Source organism: Virgisporangium ochraceum (assembly GCF_016863655.1).
In the GTDB taxonomy this organism is placed as follows: Bacteria; Actinomycetota; Actinomycetes; order Mycobacteriales; family Micromonosporaceae; genus Virgisporangium; species Virgisporangium ochraceum.
This window is the reverse complement of the sequence record NZ_BOPH01000142.1, coordinates 55,962-74,008: the sequence shown is the minus strand read 5'-3', so window position 1 is coordinate 74,008 and position 18,047 is coordinate 55,962. Positions and strand designations below refer to the sequence as shown.

Genomic DNA, 18,047 nt, shown 5'->3' with positions numbered 1-18,047 from the left:
CTAGCCGCCCCCGGCGCCAACTACCGAGCACGGAAGTACCTCTCGGGTCGGCCGAGAGGTACTTGCGTGCCCGATACTGTGCGTCAGCCCGACAGGGCTCGCATCATCGTGTAGAGGTCGAGGACTCCGGCGGCCAGGGGAACCAGGGCCGCCAGGCACAGGGTGTCGACGATGTCGGCGGCCCGGCCCAGGTAGGGCGACGGGCTCCGGCGGCTGTAGCGCACACCGGCCGCGGCCAGGCCCACCACCGCCACGGCCAGGGCGGGTACGGCGAGACGGCCCAGGCTCCAGGTGCCCGAGGCCACCGGCAGGACCAGCAGCACGGCGCCGCCCGCCAGGAGAGGTGCCCGCTGGCGGACCGTCACCAGCAGCCTCGACCGCAGTAGCAGCGCCAGGCCCGCGGCCAGCGTGAGCAGCAGGCCCGCCACGCCGGCCGGACCCAGCGCCCACCCGGCGACCGCTGCGGTGGCCGCCAGCCCGGTGACCAGGCCGGTCAGCATCGCGTCGGCCCTCGCCACCGCGGCACGAATCCGTCGGTGGTCGGGCGGTTGAACCAGCGCGCTGGCGTCGGCGGCGTCGGGCGGTGGGGTGACCACGGGCAGCGGCAGCCGCCCCAGTCGCACCGCCAGTGACGGGGCGGCGGCCACCCCACCCACCACCACGACCAGCACGATTGCCGCGGACCGGGCTGTGCCGGTCACATATGCGGCACTTGCGCCGGCGGCGCCGAGGAGACCAGCGGCCGTGCCCGCGACGAACATCGACGAACCGGCGCCGGGAGCGCCGACGGCCGCGGCGGCCGACCACAGCGCGAGCGCCGTCGTGGCGACGAGCATGCGGGACGCGGCATCGGCGCCCGGTTGCAGCAGGTGCCAGCCGCCGAGGAAGGCGGTGGGCAGCGCGTAGGCGGCCAGAGCGGCTCCGACCAGCGGCTCAGCGTAGGCGCGGGTGGCGAGGACGCCGGCCGCCAGCAGCACCGCGGCCAGCGCCAGCGCCGACCAGCGGTCGCGGGTGAAGGTCGCGCCCAGGAGGCCCACCAGCAGCACGATGCCGGCGGCGGCCACGGCCGCGACGCGGGTGGCGGCGCCGCTCCACCTCGCGCCCAGCCCGCGGGCGCCGGACGCGATCGCGTCGACGACGTCGTCGTACTCCGGTTCCGGCCAGTCGGTACGGGCCGGGACCAGGTGCAGCACCTCACCGTCGGCGACGCCCGCCGTCGCCATCGAGTCGGTGGCCGCCAGCCGGGAACCGCCGAAGCGGTGCAGCGCCCAGCCGCCGTGCTGCTGGCCCTGGTCGGCGAGGCCGGCCCCGGCGCGGTGGACCAGGTCGGGCAGGAGCTCTGCGACGGGAACCTCGTCGGGCAGCACCACGTCGACCCGCCGCTGCGCGGAGGCGACTGTTATCCGCGTGAGCACGCCCGAAGGTTTACCACTAAAACGGGTACCCCACGTGTCCCGTCCGTCGCTTACAGTTTCTCCAGCATCGACTGGCCGGCCCTCGGGCCGGCTTCCTGGGGAGGTTGTCGATGGGTGTCGTCGTCGTGCGCAGAAGCGCCCGCCGGCCGGCGCCGGTGCTGCCGACGGGCGACGTCGTGGTGCCGCCGCCACCGGCGATTCCGGAGCCGACCGGGTCGCGCTGGCAGGGCGCGCTGCAGGTGCTGCCCATGCTGCTCGGCACGGTGGCCACAGCGCTGCTGTTCGCCGGCCGCAGCGGCGACCGGTACTCGCTGGTGATCGGCGCGTTCTTCGGCCTGTCCACGCTCGGCATGCTGGCCACCAGCTGGGGCGGTGGCGGGCAGCCGCGCCGCTCCGAGCTGATGGCGATGCGGCGTGACTACCTGCGCCTGCTCGCCGGGCTGCGGCGCCAGGTCCGGTCGACCATCACCGCGCAGCGCGTCGCGATGACCTACCGGCACCCCGAGCCCGGCCAGCTGTGGTGCGCCGCCGACAGCTACCGCCTCTGGGAGCGCCGGCCCGGCGACTCCGACTTCGCGGTCGTGCGGGTCGGGTCGGGGCCGCAGACACTCGCCACGCCGCTGCGGGCACCGGTCAGCGCGGAACTCGACGACCTGGAGCCGGTCACCGCCGGTGCGCTGCGGCGGTTCCTCGACACGTACTCGGTGGTGCCCGACCTGCCGGTCGCGGTGTCGTTGCGCGGGTTCGCGCGGGTCTACATCCGCGGGACCGGGAACCGCGCGCTGGCCCGGGCGGTGCTGGCGCAGCTGGTCACGTTCCACGCGCCCGGAGACCTGCTGGTCGCGGTCTGCCCGGCACCCGGCCGGCGCGACGAGTGGGAAGAGGTCAAGTGGCTGCCGCACGCCCTGCACCCCACGCGCGTCGACGGCGCCGGGCCGGTGCGGCTGGTCGCCACCAGCGTCGCCGAGCTGGAGCAGCGGCTCGCCGACGTGGTCGGTCCGCGGCCCCGGCACGGCGGCGGGTACGAGGGCCCGCACGTCGTGGTGCTGCTTGACGGAGGTGACCCGTCGGGGGCGCGGCTGGTGGGCACCGACCGCCCGGTCGCCGGCGTCACCGTGCTCGACCTGGACACGCCGCCACCCCGCCTCCTCGACCGGTACTCGATCGTCCTGGCCGTCGACGACGGGCGACTGGTCACCACCACCCTGGGCGACTCCGGCGACGTCGGCCGGCCCGACCTGCTCAGCCGGGTGGAGGCGCGTGCGTTGATGCGCCGGCTGGCGGCGCGGCGGCTGCCGGTCAGCGGCCGCGGGGAGGCGCCCGAGCGCCGCACCACCGGCCTCACCGAGCTGCTCGGCATCCGCGACGCGGCCGGGTTCGACGGGCCCACCGCTCAACGGCCCGCCCGGGACCGGCTACGGGTGCCGATCGGCGTCGGCACCGACGGGCAGCCCGTCGAGCTCGACCTCAAGGAGTCGGCGCTCGACGGCATGGGCCCGCACGGGCTGGTGATCGGCGCCACCGGGTCGGGCAAGTCGGAGCTGCTGCGCACGCTCGTGCTCGGACTGGCGGCCACCCATCCGCCGGCCAACCTCAACTTCGTGCTGATCGACTACAAGGGCGGGGCGACGTTCGTCTCGCTCGACCGGCTCCCGCACGTGGCCGCCGTGATCACCAACCTCGCCGACGAGCTGACCCTCGTCGACCGCATGTCCGACGCGATCAACGGCGAGGTGCTGCGCCGGCAGGAGCTGCTGCGGCGGGCCGGCACCTTCGCGTCGATCCACGACTACGAGGCCGGCGGCATGCCGCTCGGTCCGCTGCCGACGCTGCTCATCGTCTGCGACGAGTTCTCCGAGCTGCTCACGGCCAAGCCCGACTTCATCGACCTGTTCGTGCAGATCGGACGCGTCGGGCGGTCGCTCGGCATGCACCTGCTGCTCGCGTCGCAGCGGCTGGAGGAGGGCCGGCTGCGCGGGCTCGACACGCACCTGTCCTACCGCATCGGCCTGCGCACGTTCTCGGCGCTGGAGTCGCGGGCGGTGCTCGGCGTACCCGACGCGTACGAGCTGCCCCGCACCCCCGGTCACGCGTACCTCAAGTGCGTCACCGAGCCGCTGGTGCGGTTCCGGGCCGCCTATGCGTCGGGTCCGTACGTGCCGCCGGCGACGCCCGCCGGTGGGCCGGCGCGCCGGCCGGTGCTGGAGTTCACGACCCACGACGTCGCGATGCCGCCGGAGCCGCCGGCACCCACGCCGTCGACGACCAGCCTCCTCGACGTGCTGGTCGGCCGGCTCGCGCCACTCGGCCCGCCGGCCCACCGGGTCTGGCTGCCGCCACTCGACACCCCGCCGACGCTCGACGACCTGCTCGGCCCGGTGCACGCGGTGCCCGACCGCGGCCTCACCACCGTGAACCCCGACCTGCACGGCACACTGCAGGTGCCCGTCGCACACGTCGACAAGCCGCTCGAACAGCTCCGCGACACGCTCTGGCTGGCCCTCGACGCCGGTGCCGGACACATCGCGGTCGTCGGCTCGTCGCGCACCGGCAAGTCGACGCTGCTCCGCACGATCGTCACCGGCCTGGCCCTCACCCACACGCCGGCCGAGGCCCGCGTCTACTGCCTCGACTTCGGCGGCGGCACGCTCGCGTCGGTGGCCGGCCTGCCGCACGTCGGCGGCGTCGCCTCCCGGCAGGAGACCACCGCGGTCCGGCGTACCGTCGCCGAGCTGGTGACCCTGCTCGCCGAGCGCGAGCGCGAACCGCTCGCCACGGGTCGGGCGCACGTGTTCCTCGTGGTCGACGGCTGGTCGACCGTGCGCGCCGACTACGACGAGCTGGAGCTGACGATCACCGACCTCGCCACCAGGGGGCTGGCGTACGGGATCCACGTCGTGGTCGCCGCACTGCGCTGGAACGACTTCCGGCCGAGCATCCGCGACCTGTTCGGCACGAAACTGGAGCTCCGGCTCGGCGAGCCGGGCGACTCCGACGTCGACCGGCGCACCGCCGCGGCGGTGCCGCTGGCACCGGGTCGCGGCATCACCACCGAACGCCACCACTTCCTGGCGGCCCGGCCCGCCCTCACCGACGGCCGCGATCCGGTCGCGGCCGTCGCCGCCGCCTGGACCGGACCGCCGGCGCCTCCCGTGCGGCTGCTGCCCGACCTCGTGCCGTACGGCGACCTCGCCGGGATCACCGGCGAACCGCTCGTGCTGCCGGTCGGCATCGCCGAAGACGACCTGCGCGCGGTGTGCGTCGACCTCCGGGCCGAGCCGCACCTCCTGCTGTTCGGCGACAGCGGCTGCGGCAAGACGTCGTTCCTGCGGGCGCTCGCGGCCACGATCGTCGCGCGGTTCACCCCCGAACAGGCCCGCGTCATCCTCGTCGACTACCGGCGCGGGCTGCTCGGCGCGATCACGGGCGACCACCTCATCGGCACCGGTACCGGCGCGCGGCAGGCCACCGAGCTGGTCGAGACGGCCGCCGCGTACATGGAGCGCCGGCTTCCCGGTCCCGACGTCACGCCCGACCAGTTGCGCGGGCGGTCGTGGTGGTCGGGGCCGGAGCTGTTCGTGCTCGTCGACGACTACGACCTGGTGAGCGGCGGTCCGAGCAACCCGCTGCTCCCGCTGCTCGACTTCCTGCCGCAGGCCCGCGACATCGGCCTGCACGTGGTGATCGCCCGGAGCAGCGGCGGCGCGGCACGGGCCATGTACGAGTCGGTGATCCAGCGCATCCGGGAGCTGTCGGGTCCGGCGGTGGTGATGTCCGGCGACCGCGACGAGGGCGTGCTCGTCGGCAACGTCAGGCCCGGTCCGTTGCCGCCGGGCCGTGGTCGGTTGATCACGAGGCGAGACGGCGTGCGCCTGGTTCAGCTCGCGTACCTGCCACCGCGGTAGCGGTCCGTTCGGACGGCTTTATCTGTCCGGTCGTCGGTCAACGATCTCATTTGCCCGGAAATGACCCGTAGTTGGCCGCACGCATCGACGGTCGTTGGGGGTAGCCGTCTCGCCGTTGTTGCGAGCAGCCGCCAGAATGGACGCGCCGTGCGAGTGCTCATCGATCGTTGTAGGTCCGCGTTCATCGCCGTTCTCCTGGCGACGCTGACTGCGATCAGCCCTGGATTCGTTACAGAGCCCGCATATGCCGACTCGGTGCGTAACGAGCAGTGGCAACTGGGCACGTTGAACGCCGCCGCCGCGTGGGAGTTGTCCACCGGGCGCGGCGTCACGGTCGCGATCCTCGACTCCGGCGTCGACGCCAACCACGTCGACCTCGCCGGCCAGGTGCTGCCGGGCATCGACCTCGTCGACGGCTCCAGCGACGGGCGCGTCGACCCGGTCGGCCACGGCACCACCGTTGCCGCGTTGATCGCCGGCAAGCGCGACGACGACGGCGTCGTGGGCATCGCGCCCGAGGCGAAGATCCTCCCCGTGCGGGTGCTCGACCGGCAGAACCGCTACGACGACGCGTCCGTGGTGGCGAAGGGGCTGCGCTGGGCGGTCGACCACGGCGCCACGGTGGTCAACCTGTCGCTGGGCGGGGTGACCCAGAGCGACCTGCTCGCCTCGGCCCTGGAGTACGCCGCCGAGCGCGACGTGGTCGTGATCGCGTGCACCGGCAACATCGCCCAGACCACCGGCACCGACCTGCGGGTCTGGTACCCGGCCCGCGAGCCGGGCGTCGTGGCCGTCACGGGTCTGCGCAACCCGTCGACCACCACCACGCAGAACTGGCTCGACCGTCCGGCCGGCGGCGACGACCTGTGGCCGGGCTCGCTGACCGGCCCCGAGACCGTGCTCAGCGCTCCCGCCGCCACGCTGGTGGGTGCCCGTCCGGGCGGGTACTGGCGGGTGCAGGGCACCAGCTTCGCCGCGCCGCTGGTCACGGCGACCGCCGCCCTGATCCGCTCCCGCCATCCGCGGGCCAACGCCGCCACGGTGATCAACCGCCTGATCGGTACGGCCACCGACCTGGGCACGCCCGGCCGGGACGCCCGCTACGGCTACGGCCTGGTGGACCCCTACCGGGCCGTCACCGGCACCATCCCCGAGGTGGGCCGCAACCCCCTGACCGACCCGCAGAACCTGGCCCAGCCCGCCACCGGGGCACCGGACCAGAAGACCGGAGCGGCCAGCCCCACCAACCCGGAACCGGCCGGCGCCGGCAACCCCGCCGACCCGACGACCAGCACTCCCGCGGTGGCGGCGGCGAAGACCGCGCGAACGCTGAGCCCGCTGGACCTGGCGGCGGTGGCGACGGTCCCGGTGATCATCCTCGCCCTGCTGGCCGCGGCCGCGTACGCCGACCGGCGTGGGCTTCTGAGCCGGTACCGCCGCTCGGCCCGCCACTCCCGCTGAGGCGCCGTTTCCGCGCGGCGTCCTGCGCGGAGCGCGGGGCCCCGCGCTCAGGGGTGGGTGCGGACGCCCGGGTCGTGGTACGTGCCCGCGGCGATGGCGTCGGTGTACCGCTGGCGTGAGAGCACGATCTCGGCCTCCGCCTCGACCCGGCCGACCCAGGTGGCGCCCTCGACGCTCTTGCCGGGCTCGAGATCCTTGTAGACCTCGAAGAAGTGCTGGATCTCCAGCCGGTCGAACTCGGCGATGTGGTGGATGTCGGTCAGGTGGCGGTGCCGGGGGTCCTCCGCGGGTACGCAGAGGACCTTGTCGTCGCCGCCCTTCTCGTCGGTCATCCGGAACATGCCGATGGCGCGGCAGGCGATGAGGCAGCCGGGGAACGTCGGTTCGGAGATGAGGACCAGCGCGTCGAGCGGGTCGCCGTCCTCGCCGAGGGTGCCCTCGATGAACCCGTAGTCGGCCGGGTACTGGGTGGCCGTGAACAGCGTCCGGTCTAGCCGGATCCGCCCCGTCACGTGGTCGACCTCGTACTTGTTCCGATGCCCCTTCGGGATCTCCACCGTGACGTCGAAGAAGTCCATTCCCTGCCCCCTGCCGTGCCCGCGTCCGTCTGTCGCACCCGCCGGCTAGTGTCCCTGATGCGCGCGGACGGGGTGGAAGGAAGGCCGATGTCACAGCAGCGGGGCACAGTCGTCGCGGCGGGGGTGCTCGCCGTTTGCCTGGTCGTGGCCGGTCTGGTCACGTGGCGGGTCGACGACGTGGTGGGCCTGCTCGGTGCTGGTCCCGACACCGGCTGGCGCAAGGGCGTCCCGCCGAACGACCGCGCGGTGCTGCCGGCCGCGGCCCCGGCGGCGCCGGTGCCCGACGCGGCCCAGGTGGCGGCGAAGCTGCAGCCGTTGCTGGCCGACCCGGCCCTCGGTACGAACGTCACGGCCCACGTGGTCGACGTGGCGAGCGGCCAGGTGCTGCACGGGAAGGGCTCCGACACGCCCACGATCCCCGCGTCGACGATCAAGGTGGTCACGGCGGTCGCCGCGCTGTCGGCGTACGGGCCCAACCACCAGTTCGTCACGAAGGCGGTGGCCGGCGCGGCGGCGGGTGAGGTGGTGCTGATCGGCGGCGGTGACATCACTCTGTCGGCGGCGGCCACCGGCACGTATCCGCAGGCGGCGACGCTGCCCGACCTCGCCGAGCAGGTGAAGAAGGCGCTCGGCGGCACCGCGCCCACGAAGGTCACCTACGACGTGTCGATCTTCACGGGTCCGGCCGTCGGACCCTGGGACTCCGACATCCCCACCAACGGCGTGGTCGCGCCGATCGTCGGGCTCATGACCGACGGTGGTCGGGTTGACCCCAAGGTGACCAGGGGCAGCACGCCCCGGGTGCAGTTGCCGGCCGGCACCGCCGCGCAGGCGTTCGCGAAGCTGCTCGGCGTGCCCGCGAGCGCGGTGGCGCAGGGCCAGGCGCCCCAGGGCGCGAAGGAGCTCGGCGCGGTGAAGTCGATGCCGCTGAGCCGCCAGGTCGAGCTGATGCTGGTCGAGAGCGACAATGTGATCGCCGAGGCGCTGGCCAGGCACGTCGCGATCAAGCGCGGCAAGCCGGCCAGCTTCGAGGGTGGCGCGCAGGCGCAGATGGAGCAGATCGGTGAGCTGGGACTGCCGGCCGGCGAGCTGACCCTGTCCGACGGCAGCGGCCTGTCCCGCGGCAACAAGGTGAGCCCGTCGCTGCTGGCCGAGCTGATTGCGCTGTCAGCGAAACCCGACAAGGTCAACCTGCGGTCGGTGCACTCCGGTCTCCCCGTGGCGGCGTACAACGGCACGCTGTTCAACCGGTTCAAGAAGTCGAACGCGGGTGCCGGCGCCGCCGGCATGGTGCGCGTCAAGACCGGCACGCTGCGCTCCGTGAGCGGCGTGGCCGGCGTCGTCTTCACCGCCGACGGTCGCGAACTGGCAGTAGCCATCCTCGCCGACGGCGTCGCGGCGGGCACCAACCCCACGCTCGCAGCCCAGGACGCGTTGGATCGGGTGCTGGCCGCCCTGGCCGCCTGCGGCTGCAAGTAGCCCGCCCGCGATTGTGGGTGGGGTGTAGCTGCAGGGTAGCGCCCCGGTGCCGTGGCGTGACTGCGGGTGGCGTGGCTGCGGGCGGCGTCCTGGCCTGTCTGCCTCGGTCTCCCCGTACCCGACCGCGTTTCGGCCGTCTCCGCGCCGTGCCGCCCCGTGCCGCCTCGCGCGCTGTTCGTGGGCCGCGCTGTTGGTGGGCCGCGCTGTTGGTGGGCCGCGTCGTCTCATCCGGGCTCCGCCTCGTCTCTGGGCGCGCCGGGCCGGGCCAACCGGCGATCTTGGACACGCCTGCATCGGTTCCGGTGCACAACTGTCCAAGATCGGGGGAGGGTGCCTCGCTGGGGTGGCGTCGAGGGTGGCTGGTCTCGCGCGGGGTGCGGCGTCTGCCCGGGCGCCCCATGGCGCGCGGCGCGCCGGGGCATGCGGCGTACCAGGGCATGCGCGTACCAGGGCATGCGCGTACCAGGGCATGCGCGTACCAGGGCATGCGGCGGGTCAGGGCATGCGGCGGGTCAGGGCATGGGGCGTCCCAGGGGCATCAAGCGTGGCGGGCCGAGCAGGGGAGGGCCACGATCGTAAAGCGGCTGAAGGGCGTGTCGGGGCAAGTAGGGCGGTACCCCGAGACGTCCCGGATCTTTGGTGATCATCACCGGGGGTGTGGGCGTGCCGCGGGTACGGTGGACGGCATGGTGCAGTTTGTCGATTGGGATCTCGCCGCCTCCACCGCGGGCGCGCTCGGCAAGGCCGGCCCCAAGGTGAGTCTGGAAGAAGCCGCCGAGGCCGTCGCCGACCTGCGCCGCCTCGCCGATGTGGCGGCCGTGCACGTCGCCGAGTACACGCAGCTCAAGGGGCCCGACGCGCCGGTGCGCGTGGTCGACCGCAAGGACTGGGCGGCGGCGAACATCGCCGGGCTCCGCGAGGTGATCACGCCGCTGGCCGAGCGGCTCACCGGTGGCAAGAACCCGGGCACGGTCAGCACCGCGGTCGGGTCGCGGCTCACCGGCGTGCAGGCCGGCACGGTGCTCGCCTACCTGTCGGGACGGGTGCTGGGCCAGTACGAGGTCTTCTCGGCCGACCCCGGCCAGCTGCTGCTCATCGCCCCGAACATCGTGGAGGCGGAGCGCCGCCTCGGCGCCGACCCGCACGACTTCCGGCTGTGGGTGTGCCTGCACGAGGTCACCCACCGCACGCAGTTCACCGCGGTGCCGTGGCTGCGGGCCCACTTCCTCGGCGAGGTGCAGGCGTTCGTCGACGCGTCGCAGCTCGACAAGGACGAGATGCTGCTCCGGATCCGCCGCGGCATCTCCACCCTGGCCGACGCCGCCCGCAACCCCGACAGCCGCGCCTCCGTGCTCGACATCGTGCAGACCAGCGGCCAGCGAGCCGTGCTCGACCGGCTCACCGCCCTGATGACGCTGCTGGAAGGCCACGCCGAGTTTGTCATGGACGGCGTTGGCCCCGAGGTGGTCCCGAGCGTCGCCGACATCCGGCAGAAGTTCAACCGCCGCCGCGAAGAGGCCAACCCGGTCGAAAAGGTCATCCGCCGGCTCATCGGCATCGAGGTGAAGCTCCGCCAGTACGCCGAAGGCCGTAGGTTCGTCCACGGTGTGGTCGAGCGGGTCGGCATGACCGGCTTCAACAAGATCTGGCAGTCGCCGCTCACCCTGCCCCGCCTGAACGAACTGGGCGACCCGGGCGCATGGGTCGCGCGGGTGGTGCCGTCGCTCGCCGCGTAGGTCGTGACCGGGCCGTCCCGCGAGGTCGCCGCCGTCAGGCTCGCGGTCCGTCGGGCGATAGAAGCGAGTGGACGCGCGCGGCGCGGCGTTCTCGTGGCGTGCTCCGGCGGCGGTGACTCGCTGGCGCTGGCCGGCGCGGCCAGGTTCGTCAGCTCCCGGTTGGGCGTGGCGTGTGGACTGGTCACCATCGACCACCGGTTGCAGGAAGGTTCGGCCGAGCGGGCACGGGGCATCGACGGGTGGGCCCGGTCGGAGGGGTTCTCCCCGGTGCTGAACGTCGCCGTCGACGTCGGCCGGTCCGGCGGCCCGGAAGCGGCCGCCCGGGAGGCCCGGTACGACGCGCTGTGCAAGGCCGCCCACGACTGCGGCGGCGCCACCGTTCTCCTCGGGCACACGCTCGACGACCAGGCCGAGACCGTGCTCCTGGCACTGGCCCGGGGCGGCGGCCCACGCGGGCTGGCCGGGATGCCGGCGACCCGGGAGATCGACGGAATCACGTTCCTGCGGCCGCTGCTCGGGCTCACCCGGGCCGAGGTCCGCGCGGCGGGCGTCCAGATGGGTCTCAAGCCCTGGGAGGACCCGCACAACACCGACCCGGCGTACACGCGGGCCCGGGTGCGCGCGGCGCTACCGGTGCTGATCGATGTTCTGGGACCGGGGGTGGTGGCGAACCTGGCCCGCACCGCCGCCCTGGTTGCCGACGACACCGCCGCGCTCGACGAGCTGGCCGAGCGGGCCCTGTCGGTGGCCCGCGTCCCCGACGGCCTGTCCACGGACGTGCTCGCCACGCAGCCGGCCGCGATCCGCACCCGCGTGCTCCGGCTGTTCGCCGCGGAGGTGGGCGCGAACGCGCTGTCGCAGTGCCACCTCGTCGCCCTCGACGCCCTCGTGACCGACTGGCACGGCCAGGGCGCGGTCGGGCTTCCCGGCGGGGTGCTGGTCGGCCGGACGGGCGGTCTCCTCGCGCCGGCGGTTAGATAGCAGACGTGTCCGCACCTCGGAGTTTCAGCCCCCATTCGCGGCGCAAGCCGCTCCATGCCGCGCGCGGGGTGGTGGCCACGAGCCAGCCGCTCGCCGCGTCGGCCGGCCTGGCCGTGCTGCGTCAGGGCGGCAACGCCGTCGACGCGGCGATCGCGACCGCGGCGGCGCTGGCCATCGTCCAGTCCGGGTCCAACGACATCGGCAGCGACCTGTTCGCGCTGGTGTGGGACGGGTCGACGCTGCACGGGCTCAACGCGTCGGGCCGCTCTCCCGCGGCGCTGACGTTCGAGGCCGCCCACGCCGCCGGCGAACCGGCCGGTCCGGCGCTCGGTGGGGCGCAGGCCGACGCGTCGACGGTGATGCCGGCGCGTGGTTGGCTGCCGGTGACCGTACCCGGCGCGCCGGCCGGGTGGCGGGACCTGCACGCGCGCTTCGGCCGGCTGCCGTTCCCGGCCCTGCTCGAGGACGCGGCGCACTACGCGGAGCACGGGTTCCCGGTCTCGCCGACGGTGGCCCACTACTGGGCGCGCGCGGTCGCCGCCGTGCGGTCGACGATGGAGGGTCGGCCGGAGTTCGCCGAGTGGCTGCGCGTGTTCGCGCCCGGTGGACGCGCGCCCGCGGCCGGTGAACTGTTCCGCAACCCCGACGCGGCGCGCACGCTGCGCCTGATCGGCTCGACCGGCGCGGAGTCGTTCTACCGCGGGGAGACCGCGGTCGCGCTGGCCGCGTTCGCCGACCGCACCGGTGGGCTGCTGAGCCTCGCCGACCTCGCCGGGCACGAGTCGACGTGGGTGGACCCGATCTCGGTGCGGTACCGGGGTCACGAGGTGTGGGAGATCCCGCCGAACGGGCAGGGCATCGCGGCCCTGCAGGCGCTCGGCATGCTCGACGGCTTCGACGCCCCGGTGGGCGTGCACGAGCAGATCGAGGCGATGAAGCTCGGGTTTGCTGATGCGCACGCACATGTAGCCGACCCCGCCACCATGCGCGTCACCTCTGACGCTCTTCTGGACGCCGACTACCTTGCGCGGCGCCGCGGCCTGATCACCGACAAGGCCGCCACGCCGCCGCCCGGGGACCCCGCCCGCGGCGGAACCGTCTACCTCTGCACCGCCGACGGCGACGGCATGATGGTGAGCCTGATCCAGTCGAACTACATGGGGTTCGGGTCGTACGTCGTGGCGCCGGGCACCGGGTTCACGCTGCAGAACCGGGGCGCCGGCTTCGCGCTCGACGCCGACCATCCCAACGCGGCGGCGCCGTCGAAGCGGCCGTTCCACACGATAATCCCGGGTTTCCTCACCCGCGGTGGCGACGCCGTCGGGCCGTTCGGCGTGATGGGCGGCCACATGCAGCCGCAGGGCCACCTGCAGGTCGTTCTGTCCACAGTGGACGACGGCCTGGACCCGCAGGCGGCGCTCGACCGGCCGCGGTGGTACTGGCACGCCGGCCGGACCGTGCAGGTGGAGCCCGACTTCGACGGCGTCGACGCCCTGCGCGCCCGCGGCCACGAGGTCACGGTCGTGGCCGAGCCGACCGGGTTCGGGTACGGGCAGGCGATCTGGCGATCGCCCGCCGGCGGCTACGTCGCCGGGACGGAACCGCGCGCCGACGGGGCCGCCCTAGGCTACTGACCGCACCTTGAACGTCGACCTGTACGCCTGCGGCGTGGTGCTCATCCGCTGGGTGAAGTGGTGGCGCAGCGTCGCGGCGCTGCCGAAGCCCGCGCGGGCGGCGATCGCGTCGATGCCCAGGTCGCTCTCCTCGAGGAGGCGCCGGGCCAGCAGGACGCGCTGGTTCGTGAGCCAGTCGTGCGGCGTGGCACCGGTCTCGGCGCGGAAGCGGCGGGCGAACGTGCGCGGCGCCATGTGCGCGCGGGCGGCGAGCGTGTCGACGGTGTGCGGCTGGTCGAGGCTCGCCAGCACGTCGGCGAGCAGCGGCTGCAGGGTCGGCGCCTCGACCGTGGCGGCCACCGGCGACTCGATGAACTGGGCCTGGCCGCCGTCGCGGTGCGGCGGCACCACCATGCGGCGGGCGAGCGCGGTGGCCACGGCACTCCCGTGCACCTCGCGCACCAGGTAGAGCCCGGCGTCGATGCTCGCCGCGGTGCCGGCGCTGGTGATGACGTTGCCGTCGGCGACGTAGAGGACGTTCGGGTCGACCTTGGCCTTCGGGTACAGGTCGGCCAGCCGGTCGGTGTGCCGCCAGTGCGTGGTGCACCGGCGGTCGTCGAGCAGGCCGGCCGCGCCGAGAGCGAACGCGCCGGTGCAGAGGCTCAGCACCCAGGCGCCGCGGTCGGCCGCCCGGCGCAGGGCCTCCAGGACCGGCTCGGGCGGCGTCTGGCCGTTGTCGGACGGTGCGACGGCGACGAGGTCGGCCCGCTCGAGGACGTCGAGGTCGTGCTCCGGCGAGACGTAGAACCCGGCATGCGTGCGGACCGGCTGCTTCTTGTAGCTGCACAGGGCGAAGTCGTACTTCGGCAGCCCCTCGCGCTCGTACCCGAAGATCTCCACGAGGACCCCGAGCTCGAACACGGCGAGGTCGGGAAGTGCCAGTACGGCGACCCTGGTGAGCATGTGACCGAAGATACCCGCCGATGGCAGGATGTTGAAGATGTGTGGCATTGCTGCCACTGTCGATCAATCCTTGCGAAGCGCATGCTTATTGGCAACAGACCGGTGCGCACCGGCCAGATCCCCACAAAGACCTAATTTAAGGACTGGCCACCATGGAACTCTTCCTCCTCTCCGTCTTCGTCCTCCTCGCCATCGCCGCCGCCCTCGGGTGGGTCGTCGACAGCCGCGACGGCGCCGACTGGGCACCCTCGTCCGACGGATTCCGGGTGACCCGCTGGCACTGACCGATGATGACCATCTGTATACGTAGAAGGCCCGGCTGAAGTTCAGCCGGGCCTTCACTCGTGAAAAGAGCCACCCGCGGCCTGTTTACGCATCTTGATGCGGCAGGCTTGCCCCATGGCCGAAGGCACCTGGTACGCCGGCGACATCGACCGGGTCATCGTCACCGAGGAGCAGATCCGAGCGAAGACCGACGAGTTGGCCAAACAGGTCGCCGCCGATCACGCCGATGCTGACTCCCTGCTACTTGTCGGCGTGCTCAAGGGCGCGCTGATGTTCATGGCCGACTTTGCCCGCGCGCTCGGCCGGTACGGGCCACCGGTCGAGCTCGAGTTCATGGCCGTCTCGTCGTACGGCCAGGGGACCTCGTCGTCAGGCGTCGTGCGCATCCTCAAGGACCTCGACCGCGACATCGCGGGCCGCAACGTGATCGTGGTCGAGGACATCGTCGACTCCGGGCTCACGCTGTCGTGGCTCCTCAAGTACCTGGCGAGCCGCGGCGCCCGCTCGATCGATGTGGTGACCCTGCTGCGCAAGCCCGAGGCGGTGCGGGTTCCGCTCGACGTGCGGTACGTCGGCTTCGACATCCCCACGGAGTTCGTGGTGGGCTACGGGCTGGACTATGCGGAGCGTTACCGGGAACTGGCCGATGTCGCGGTCCTCAAGCCATCGGTGTACCAGCGCTGATTTCATGGCCTCGGGGCTGATTCGCCCGGTTTATGCTGTGAACCGGCTGAGACTTCCACCGGAGGGGTCAACCGGCGATCCACGCCACCTGTGACAACGGTGTACCGTCAAATGACCGGTGGCCGAGGGCGGCACCGGGCCCGGATCTAGCCGGGGTTGGCTGTCTCACCGATCGGGAGGGGCCGGGCGCGCGGCGCTCGACGACGATATGGAACGTACTCGCTTGTTCCGCCGACCGCTGGTGTGGATCATCCTGGTCATCGCTGGCGCTGTCGCCCTGAGCTACCTGATCTCGGGCGGACCCACCTACACCAAGTGGGACACCTCCGACGTCTTGAGCAACCTTCGCTCCGGTAACGCGAAGACGGTGCTCGTCGAAGACAAGGAGCAGACCCTCAACCTCGTTCTGAAGAACAAGGTGAAGGTCAAGGGCACCGACACCGACCGCATCCAGGCGTCGATCCCGGCCGAGTCGATGGACGACCTGTACACCGAGCTCAACGAGCTGAAGGCCGCGGGCACGATCGAGAAGTGGGACATCAAGGTCACGAAGGACAGCATCTTCGTCAGCCTCCTGGTGAACCTGCTGCCGATCGCGGTGCTGGTGATCCTGCTGCTGCTGTTCATGTCGCAGATGCAGGGCGGCGGGTCGCGGGTCCTGAACTTCGGCAAGTCCAAGGCGAAGCTCATCTCCAAGGACATGCCGAAGACGACGTTCGCCGACGTGGCGGGCGCCGACGAGGCTGTCGAGGAACTGCACGAGATCAAGGACTTCCTGCAGGCTCCGGCCAAGTACCAGGCGCTCGGCGCGAAGATCCCCAAGGGTGTGCTGCTGTACGGCCCGCCCGGTACCGGTAAGACGCTGCTCGCCCGTGCCGTTGCCGGTGAGGCGGGGGTGCCGTTCTACACGATCTCGGGTTCCGACTTCGTCGAGATGTTCGTGGGTGTCGGTGCCTCCCGGGTCCGCGACCTGTTCGAGCAGGCGAAGTCGAACGCACCGGCGATCGTCTTCGTCGACGAGATCGACGCGGTCGGCCGTCACCGCGGCGCCGGCCTCGGTGGTGGTCACGACGAGCGTGAGCAGACGCTGAACCAGCTTCTCGTCGAGATGGACGGCTTCGACGCCAAGGGCGGGGTCATCCTGATCGCGGCCACCAACCGACCCGACATCCTCGACCCGGCGCTGCTGCGTCCCGGCCGGTTCGACCGGCAGATCGCCGTCGACCGTCCCGACATGGAGGGCCGCAAGGCGATCCTGCGGGTGCACGCCAAGGGCAAGCCGTTCGCGCCCGACGTCGACCTCGACTCGGTCGCCCGCCGTACGCCCGGCTTCACCGGTGCCGACCTGGCCAACGTGATCAACGAGTCGGCGCTGCTCACCGCGCGTGAGAACAAGCGGGCCATCGTGAACGACGCGCTCGAAGAGGCGATCGACCGGGTCATCGCCGGTCCTGAGCGCCGCACCCGCGCGATGAGCGACCACGAGAAGAAGATCACCGCGTACCACGAGTCGGGTCACGCGCTTGTCGCGTGGGCGTTGCCGCACTCGGCTCCGGTGCACAAGGTGACGATCCTGCCGCGTGGCCGCTCGCTCGGTCACACGCTGGTCCTGCCGACCGAGGACAAGTACACGCAGACGCGTGCCGAAATGATCGACACGCTGGCGTACGCGTTGGGCGGACGGGCCGCCGAGGAACTGGTGTTCCACGAGCCGACCACCGGTGCGGGTGACGACATCCAGAAGGCGACCGGGCTGGCCCGGGCGATGGTCACCGAGTACGGCATGAGCGCCAAGCTGGGCGCCGTGAAGTACGGCAAGACCGACGGCGAGCCGTTCCTCGGCCGCACGGTCGGCCACGAGCGTGACTACTCGGAGAAGATCGCCGCCGAGATCGACAACGAGGTGCGGTCGCTCATCGAACTGGCCCACGACGAGGCCTGGGAGATCCTGGTCGAGTACCGCGACATCCTCGACAACCTCGTCGGTGAGCTGATGGAGCGCGAGACGGTCAGCCAGGCCGACATGGCGCGCATCTGCGCCCGGGTCGAGAAGCGTCCGCCGATGGCGCCGTACAACGTCAACGGCCGCCGTCGCCGGCCGGCGATCGGTGCGAACGGCTCCGACGCGGCTGCCCTGCCTCCGCCGCCTCCGGCCGGCGAGTCCGGCACGGTGTCGGTGGGAACCAAGACCGCCGCCGACGGTACGGACGGCTGACACTGAGCAGCTCAGAACGGGACGGCCGGTCCACGCTCAGCGGCGTGGACGGCCGTTCTTCCGTCTCGTTCTCCTCCACGGAGCCCGACCCCGACGAGCTGGACTATCTCGCGGCGCGCATCATCAACGGTCGTCACGCGGGTGGCCCGGTGGAGAAGGCGGTCGATCTGCCCCGCATCGAGGCGGCGGTCCGCGAGATCCTGGTCGCGGTGGGGGAGGATCCCGACCGTGACGGCCTGCGTGAGACCCCGGCCCGGGTGGCGCGCGCGTACGCCGAGCTGCTGGCCGGCCTGCGGGTGGATCCGCGCGACGTGCTGACCACGACGTTCGAGGCAAACCACGACGAGCTGGTGCTGGTCCGCGACATCGAGGTGACGAGCCTCTGCGAGCACCACCTGTTGCCGTTCCACGGGGTGGCGCACATCGGTTACGTGCCCGGCCCTGACGGTCGGATCACCGGTTTGTCGAAGCTGGCCCGGCTGGTGGAGGCGTTCGCCCGTCGCCCGCAGGTGCAGGAGCGCCTGACGGCGCAGATCGCCGACCTGCTGATGGAGCGCCTGAACCCGAGGGGCGCGATCGTGGTGCTGGAGTGCGAGCACATGTGCATGGCGATGCGCGGCGTGCAGAAGGGCGGCTCCCGCACGGTGACGTCGGCCGTCCGCGGCATGCTCCGCGACGACGCGAAGTCCCGGGCCGAGGCGATGAGCCTGATAATCCGCGGCTAACCCGTTT

Annotated in this window: 13 protein-coding genes; 10 read left to right on the top strand and 3 right to left on the bottom strand. The window is 72.5% G+C overall.

The features are described from left to right. Nucleotides 1–83: 83 nt before the first annotated feature. Complete coding sequence (gene eccD / locus Voc01_RS47845; RefSeq protein WP_203934459.1) at nt 84–1,415, bottom strand: type VII secretion integral membrane protein EccD; 1,332 nt, start codon at nt 1,413–1,415, stop codon at nt 84–86. A gap of 110 nt (nt 1,416–1,525) precedes the next feature. On the opposite strand from eccD, the gene eccCa reads away from it, so the two are divergent. Further along, nucleotides 1,526–5,320 carry a type VII secretion protein EccCa gene (eccCa, locus tag Voc01_RS47840; RefSeq protein WP_203934458.1) on the top strand — a complete coding sequence of 1,265 codons (3,795 nt, stop codon included), beginning with the start codon at nt 1,526–1,528 and terminating at the stop codon, nt 5,318–5,320. Between the two features lie 195 nt (nt 5,321–5,515). Next, nucleotides 5,516–6,781, top strand: a complete 1,266-nt coding sequence (locus tag Voc01_RS47835) for a S8 family serine peptidase (RefSeq protein WP_239161029.1) — start codon at nt 5,516–5,518, stop codon at nt 6,779–6,781. 47 nt (nt 6,782–6,828) lie between these two features. Here the strand turns inward: Voc01_RS47835 and Voc01_RS47830 are convergent, their stop codons facing one another. Beyond that, nucleotides 6,829–7,359, bottom strand: coding sequence for an inorganic diphosphatase (locus Voc01_RS47830; RefSeq protein ID WP_203934456.1), 531 nt, complete (start codon nt 7,357–7,359; stop codon nt 6,829–6,831). 87 nt (nt 7,360–7,446) lie between these two features. On the opposite strand from Voc01_RS47830, the gene dacB reads away from it, so the two are divergent. The 4 genes from dacB to Voc01_RS47810 all read left to right on the top strand — a co-directional run bounded on the left by dacB (nt 7,447) and on the right by Voc01_RS47810 (nt 13,189). Further along, nucleotides 7,447–8,838 (top strand): D-alanyl-D-alanine carboxypeptidase/D-alanyl-D-alanine endopeptidase, encoded by a 1,392-nt coding sequence (dacB, locus tag Voc01_RS47825; RefSeq protein WP_203934455.1) that lies wholly within the window; start codon nt 7,447–7,449, stop codon nt 8,836–8,838. Nucleotides 8,839–9,524: 686 nt separating this feature from the next. Continuing rightward, on the top strand, nt 9,525–10,574 hold the full coding sequence (locus Voc01_RS47820) for an Rv3626c family coenzyme F420 biosynthesis-associated protein (protein ID WP_203934454.1): 1,050 nt from the start codon (nt 9,525–9,527) through the stop codon (nt 10,572–10,574). 3 nt (nt 10,575–10,577) lie between these two features. After that, nucleotides 10,578–11,555: a tRNA lysidine(34) synthetase TilS gene (tilS, locus tag Voc01_RS47815; RefSeq protein WP_203934453.1), complete on the top strand. Its 978-nt coding sequence runs from the start codon at nt 10,578–10,580 to the stop codon at nt 11,553–11,555. A 5-nt stretch (nt 11,556–11,560) separates the two neighbouring features. Then, a complete protein-coding gene (locus Voc01_RS47810; RefSeq protein ID WP_203934452.1) occupies nt 11,561–13,189 on the top strand; it encodes a gamma-glutamyltransferase family protein in 1,629 nt (542 codons plus the stop codon). On the opposite strand, the gene Voc01_RS47805 is transcribed toward Voc01_RS47810, so the two are convergent. Beyond that, nucleotides 13,178–14,131: a GlxA family transcriptional regulator gene (locus tag Voc01_RS47805; protein ID WP_203934451.1), complete on the bottom strand. Its 954-nt coding sequence runs from the start codon at nt 14,129–14,131 to the stop codon at nt 13,178–13,180. The genes Voc01_RS47810 and Voc01_RS47805 overlap by 12 nt on opposite strands. 152 nt (nt 14,132–14,283) lie before the next feature. Here Voc01_RS47805 and Voc01_RS54350 point away from each other — a divergent pair, with 152 nt between their 5' ends. The 4 genes from Voc01_RS54350 (at nt 14,284) to folE (ending at nt 18,040) form a co-directional block, all read left to right on the top strand. Further along, nucleotides 14,284–14,415, top strand: a complete 132-nt coding sequence (locus Voc01_RS54350) for a hypothetical protein (RefSeq protein ID WP_275423833.1) — start codon at nt 14,284–14,286, stop codon at nt 14,413–14,415. Between the two features lie 115 nt (nt 14,416–14,530). Continuing rightward, entirely contained in the window at nt 14,531–15,100 is a 570-nt protein-coding gene (hpt, locus tag Voc01_RS47800; protein WP_203934450.1) for a hypoxanthine phosphoribosyltransferase, read from the top strand. Nucleotides 15,101–15,308: 208 nt separating this feature from the next. Next, entirely contained in the window at nt 15,309–17,315 is a 2,007-nt protein-coding gene (ftsH, locus tag Voc01_RS47795) for an ATP-dependent zinc metalloprotease FtsH (RefSeq protein WP_203934449.1), read from the top strand. A gap of 44 nt (nt 17,316–17,359) precedes the next feature. Beyond that, nucleotides 17,360–18,040 carry a GTP cyclohydrolase I FolE gene (gene folE, locus Voc01_RS47790; RefSeq protein WP_203934448.1) on the top strand — a complete coding sequence of 227 codons (681 nt, stop codon included), beginning with the start codon at nt 17,360–17,362 and terminating at the stop codon, nt 18,038–18,040. Nucleotides 18,041–18,047 lie beyond the last annotated feature (7 nt).

Bases quoted from the DNA above. Each gene is read 5' to 3' on its own strand.
- eccCa (WP_203934458.1), top strand. From the start codon at position 1,526: ATGGGTGTCGTCGTCGTGCGCAGAAGCGCCCGCCGGCCGGCGCCGGTG.
- Voc01_RS47820 (WP_203934454.1), top strand. From the start codon at position 9,525: ATGGTGCAGTTTGTCGATTGGGATCTCGCCGCCTCCACCGCGGGCGCG.
- hpt (WP_203934450.1), top strand. From the start codon at position 14,531: ATGGCCGAAGGCACCTGGTACGCCGGCGACATCGACCGGGTCATCGTC.
- Voc01_RS47830 (WP_203934456.1), bottom strand. From the start codon at position 7,359: ATGGACTTCTTCGACGTCACGGTGGAGATCCCGAAGGGGCATCGGAAC.
- ftsH (WP_203934449.1), top strand. From the start codon at position 15,309: ATGGAACGTACTCGCTTGTTCCGCCGACCGCTGGTGTGGATCATCCTG.
- Voc01_RS47805 (WP_203934451.1), bottom strand. From the start codon at position 14,131: ATGCTCACCAGGGTCGCCGTACTGGCACTTCCCGACCTCGCCGTGTTC.
- Voc01_RS54350 (WP_275423833.1), top strand. From the start codon at position 14,284: ATGGAACTCTTCCTCCTCTCCGTCTTCGTCCTCCTCGCCATCGCCGCC.
- dacB (WP_203934455.1), top strand. From the start codon at position 7,447: ATGTCACAGCAGCGGGGCACAGTCGTCGCGGCGGGGGTGCTCGCCGTT.